At 72.1% G+C, this 3357-nt stretch carries 4 protein-coding genes; 3 read left to right on the plus strand and 1 reads right to left on the minus strand.

Going from position 1 to position 3357, the window contains the following annotated elements:
• The 3 genes from AB0H87_RS39770 to AB0H87_RS39780 all read left to right on the plus strand — a co-directional run.
• On the plus strand, nt 1-425 hold a 425-nt coding region (locus tag AB0H87_RS39770), incomplete at its 5' end, for a MerR family transcriptional regulator (RefSeq protein WP_360158357.1).
• A complete protein-coding gene (gene trxA / locus AB0H87_RS39775; RefSeq protein ID WP_360158360.1) occupies nt 404-736 on the plus strand; it encodes a thioredoxin in 333 nt (110 codons plus the stop codon). The genes AB0H87_RS39770 and trxA, both read left to right, overlap by 22 nt.
• 129 nt (nt 737-865) lie before the next feature.
• Nucleotides 866-2818, plus strand: a complete 1953-nt coding sequence (locus tag AB0H87_RS39780) for a translation factor GTPase family protein (RefSeq protein ID WP_360158363.1) — start codon at nt 866-868, stop codon at nt 2816-2818.
• Here AB0H87_RS39780 and AB0H87_RS39785 read toward each other — a convergent pair.
• A partial coding sequence (locus AB0H87_RS39785) for a hypothetical protein (protein WP_360158366.1) occupies nt 2815-3357 on the minus strand: 543 nt, incomplete at its 5' end. The genes AB0H87_RS39780 and AB0H87_RS39785 overlap by 4 nt on opposite strands.

The following is a 3357-nucleotide window of genomic DNA, read 5'->3' on the forward strand; positions in this document are numbered from 1 at the left end:
GGTGCCGGCACCGGTCCCCGGCGCGATCGGGTAACGGTGCTCGTAGTAGCGCAGCTCCCCGTCCTCGACCCGGACGGCGTCGAGGTCGCCGTCGGTACTACGAGACCCACGGCCTCCTGCGGGCCGGCCGGTCCGCCAGCGGCTACCGGGTCTACGACGACGCCGAGTTGCGGGTCGTCCGGGAGATCCGGGCGCTGCTCGACGTCGGGTTCGGGCTCGAGGACATCAAGCCCTTCGTCGACTGCCTGCGGGCGGGGCATCCGACCGGGGACGTCTGCCCGGACTCCGTCGCCGTGCTGCGGCGCAAGATCGCCGAAGTGGACGCCGGGATCGGGCGCATGGTCGAGGTGCGGGACCGGCTCCGAGGTCAGCTAGCCGTCGCCATCGAGAGCCGGGAGGCCGCATGCTTGCGCAAGACCTGCTAGTCACCGTCACCGACGACACGTTCGCCACCGCGGTGCTCGCGTCCGAGACGCCCGTCGTCGTCGACGTCTGGGCCGAGTGGTGCCCGCCCTGTCACGCCATCTCCCGGAGTTTGGCCGAGCTGGCCGAGGAGCTCAAGGGGAAGATGGTGGTGGCCACCCTGGACGCCGACGAGAATCCGGCGACCTGCCGGGCGTACCAGGTCAGATCCCTGCCCACGCTCCTGGTGTTCCGCGGTGGCGAGCTGGTCAGTGCCACTGTCGGCGCCCGGCCCAAGTCGGCCCTGCGCAGCCTGCTCACCGCGCACCTGTAAATCGCTTGCCGGCCGGGGCGCCGGCTGGTGAAGTGGTAGCCCGAGACCCGAGAGAGGAGATCCAGGAGATGCGTGCAGCTCGCGTGTTCGTTCCGCCGGCCCATTCAGCCCACGCGAAGGACATCGCGCTTGCGTACGCTCAATCTCGGAATTCTCGCTCATGTCGACGCCGGTAAGACCAGCCTGACCGAGCGGCTGCTGCACGCCGCCGGTGTCATCGACGAGGTCGGCAGTGTCGACGCGGGCAGCACCCGCACCGACACGCTCGCTCTCGAACGGCAGCGCGGCATCACGATCAAGTCAGCCGTCGTCTCGTTCGAGATCGGCGACGTCACCGTCAACCTGATCGACACGCCCGGCCACCCGGACTTCATCGCCGAGGTGGAGCGGGTCCTCGCCGTGCTCGACGGCGCGGTCCTCGTGGTCTCCGCCGTCGAGGGCGTGCAGCCGCAGACCCGCGTGCTGACCCGCGCGCTGCGCCGGCTGGGCATCCCGCTGCTGGTCTTCCTCAACAAGGTCGACCGCGGCGGTGCCCGGCCGGCCGCGCTGCTCGACGACCTCGGCCGCAAGCTCGGGCTGACGCCGCAGCCGATGTGCACGGTCGACGGCGCCGGCACCCGCGACGCCACCGTCCGACCAGCGGCGCCCGGCCTCGCCGACCTGCTGGCCAAGCGGTCCGACGCGGTCCTGACCGCGTTCGTCGAGCACGGCGGCGTGCCGGCCCGCACCCTTCGCGACGAGCTCGCGGCCCAGACCGCCAGGTCCTGGATCCATCCGGTGTACGCCGGTTCGGCGATCACCGGCACCGGCGTGCCCGAGCTGATGGCCGGCATCCGCGACCTCCTGCCGGCCGCCGCCGGCGACCCCACCGCCACGCCCTCCGCCACCGTCTTCAAGGTCGACCGCGGCCCGGCCGGTGAGAAACTGGCCTACGCGCGGGTCTTCGACGGGACCCTGCGCGTGCGCGACCGGGTGGCCGTCCCCACCGGCGAAGGCCGGATCACCGGGATCGACGTGTTCGAGGGCGGCACGCAGGTCGCCCGCCCCAGCGTGCCGACGGACCGCATCGCCGTGCTGCGCGGCCTGCCGGGCGTCCGCATCGGCGACACGATCGGCGCACGCCGCCCCGGCAGCACCGACCGGCACTTCGCACCGCCGTCGCTCGAGACCGTGGTGCTCCCGGACCGACCGGCCCACGGCGGCGCACTCCACGCCGCCCTCACCGAGCTGGCCGAGCAGGACCCACTGATCAACCTGCGCCGCGACGACGTGCGCGACGAGACCTCCGTCTCGCTCTACGGCGAGGTCCAGAAAGAGGTCATCCAGGCGACGCTGGCCGAGGAGTACGGCCTGGCCGTCACGTTCCGCGAGTCGACCACGATCTGCGTGGAACGGGTCAGCGGGACGGGCGCGGCACACGAGCTCAAGCACGAGGCGCCGTTCCTCGCCACGGTCGGCCTGCGGGTCGAACCCGGGCCGAAGGGCTCCGGCGTCGCGTTCCGGCTCGGCATCGAGCTCGGCTCCATGCCGCCCGCGTTCTTCGTCGCCGTCGAGGAGACCGTGCACGAGGTGCTGCGTCAGGGTCCGCACGGCTGGCAGGTCGTCGACTGCGTGGTGACGATGACGCACTCGGGCTACTTCGCCCGGCAGAGCCACGCGCACGGCACGTTCGACAAGAGCATGTCGAGCACGGCCGGCGACTTCCGCAACCTGACTCCGCTGGTGCTGATGGCCGCACTCCGGCGGGCCGGCACCGTCGTCGAGGAGCCGGTCCACCGGTTCGCGCTGGAGCTGCCCGCCGACCTGCTCGGCACGGTGCTGCCGACCCTGGGCAAGCTGGGTGCGCTGCCGACCGGCACCACGACCGAAGGCGCGACGGCCGTCGTCGAGGGCGACGTCCCGGCGGCCCGGGTGCACGGGCTGGAGACCCGCCTGCCGTCACTGACCCGCGGCGAGGGCACGCTGGAGAGCGCATTCGACCACTACCGCCCGGCACCGTGCCCGTGGCCGGAACGCGCGCGCACCGACCACAACCCGCTGGACCGCCGCGAGTACCTGCTGCACGTGCAACGGCGCGTCTAGGCCCCGGAAAGCTCCGGCGGCACCGGCAGGTCGACCTTGCGCAGCACCGTGGCGATGGCCTCCTCGACCTGGGTCGCGTGCTCGACCAGGTCGGGGATCGCGTAGCCGCCGAACAGGTCGCACGGCTTGTCGAAGGTCAGCGTCGAGTCGTCGCCGGGCTGCTCGGAGATGGTCAGGCGGACCGGAAGGTACTCGATCACGGCCGGGTCGTGCTTGTAGAGGCCTTCCTCGATCACGAGGTTGTCGGCCAGGTAGGTGACCGCGCGCAGGTCGTGGCCGGCGAGCCGCATCACCGGGCTCGGGTCGAACGTCGAGATGTTGACCAGGCCGTCGGCCGCGGTGCGGTTGGAGAGGTTCTCCAGGGCCGGCCAGCCGCCGCCACCCTTGGCCTCCGCCACCGCCGTGCCCCAGGACCAGGCCGGGACGGCGCGTTCCTGCTGCTTGCGGAACTGGTCGTAGGACCGCCCCGTGTGGATCACGAAGCGCCGGACCGGCCGGCTCACTACCGCTACATCCGTCTCGTTCATGACCCTCGCCTC

The organism is Asanoa sp. NPDC050611, assembly GCF_040654855.1.
GTDB lineage: Bacteria > Actinomycetota > Actinomycetes > Mycobacteriales > Micromonosporaceae > Asanoa.